Origin of the sequence: Bacteroides sp. 214 (assembly GCF_010501015.1) — a bacterium.
Lineage (GTDB): Bacteria > Bacteroidota > Bacteroidia > Bacteroidales > Bacteroidaceae > Bacteroides.
The window spans coordinates 1-1465 of sequence record NZ_QVML01000031.1 but is presented as its reverse complement, the minus strand read 5'-3'; the positions used below and the strand labels follow the sequence as shown (position 1 = coordinate 1465).

Genomic DNA, 1465 nt, shown 5'->3' with positions numbered 1-1465 from the left:
GGTTCCATTTACTTACCCGGGAGAGAGTAAACCATACTCATTCCCCGTTTATGAGCCTTCGCCACTTAATCGGGTTACACAGCAATACGGACCGGGAGACAGATGGCACAATTACAAAAAGGCAATAACTACAGAGTACTTGACAAACGGAAGCAGCGCTCATATTTGTGCTTATTACTATTCCATTAATATCCGGGATTCTATTCGCATTATGAAACGCAACAACTACGCAGCAGGTCAGCTTTATGTAACCAAGGTATCGGACGAAGATGGAAAGAATATCACTTACGAATTTAAGGATAAGCTGGGGCAGGTGGTGCTGACCCGACAGATAGGAAGTAGCGGGAATCACGACACCTATTACGTGTATGACAGTTACGGCAATCTTCGTGCAGTTCTTCCACCTTTGGCGGCAGATAACCTGACGGCTGATACTGATTGGACACCATCAAACACTTATCTGCAACAATACGCCTACCTGTACAAGTACGACAAGCGTAATCGCTGTATTTCCAAGAAACTACCTGGTTGCGACTGGATACATTACATCTACGACAAAGCAGACCAACTCATCTTTACGCAAGACGGAGAAATGCGTCTAAAAGGAGAGTGGATGTTTAGTATACCCGATGCTTTCGGACGTATTTGTGTAACGGGCATCTGCAAAAAAGTCAACAATAATGCCAGTATTACTAATGGGCGTTTCGAAATACACAACATTTTGGCTACAGCTAATGCTACAGGAAATTTGCGTGGCTACCAAATAACATCTAATAATGGGAATGCAATGACAATTAATGACCCTAAAATACTTACGGTTAATTACTACGACAATTATAATTTTCTATCGTACAGTGGTTTTGGTTCATTGGGATACACAACTCCCGAATCTGATTATGGCAGCCGATATTCTGATAGTAGCAAAGGATTACTTACGGGTACGTATGTAGCCGAAGTAAGTGGAGATGCAACAAACCTCTACACCGTGCTATATTATGATTATAGGGGGCGCTTGATACAATCTAAAGGCACTAATCATGTGGGTGGAACGGAGCATGAATACATCGGTTATAATTTTAGTGGACAGCCACTGAAACGTAAACATGAACATACAGCTTCGGGGCGGAACGCAATTACCTTATGTTATGCCTATACATATGATCATGCCGGACGGATAACAGAAACAAAGCACAAAATGGATTCCAGAGTTGAACTCTCTATTGCTAAAAAGACATACGATGAATTGGGGAGATTAAAAAAGTTGGTACGACATAATATGGATAACTCATGGCTATCTGATAACTACATTTATAATGTTCGGTCGTGGCTTACAAATATTATAAATCCAATTTTTGAAGAAGAATTAAATTATAGTTACAATGGTGATATTTCTTCTATATTATGGAATAATTGGTTTTATGATAGAAAATACTTCTATACCTATGATAATCTTTCTCAATTAAAA

At 39.7% G+C, this 1465-nt stretch carries 1 pseudogene; it reads left to right on the top strand.

Annotated elements, in window-relative coordinates:
- Positions 1 to 1465, top strand: a pseudogene (locus D0T50_RS13415) (RHS repeat-associated core domain-containing protein); the annotation flags it as partial.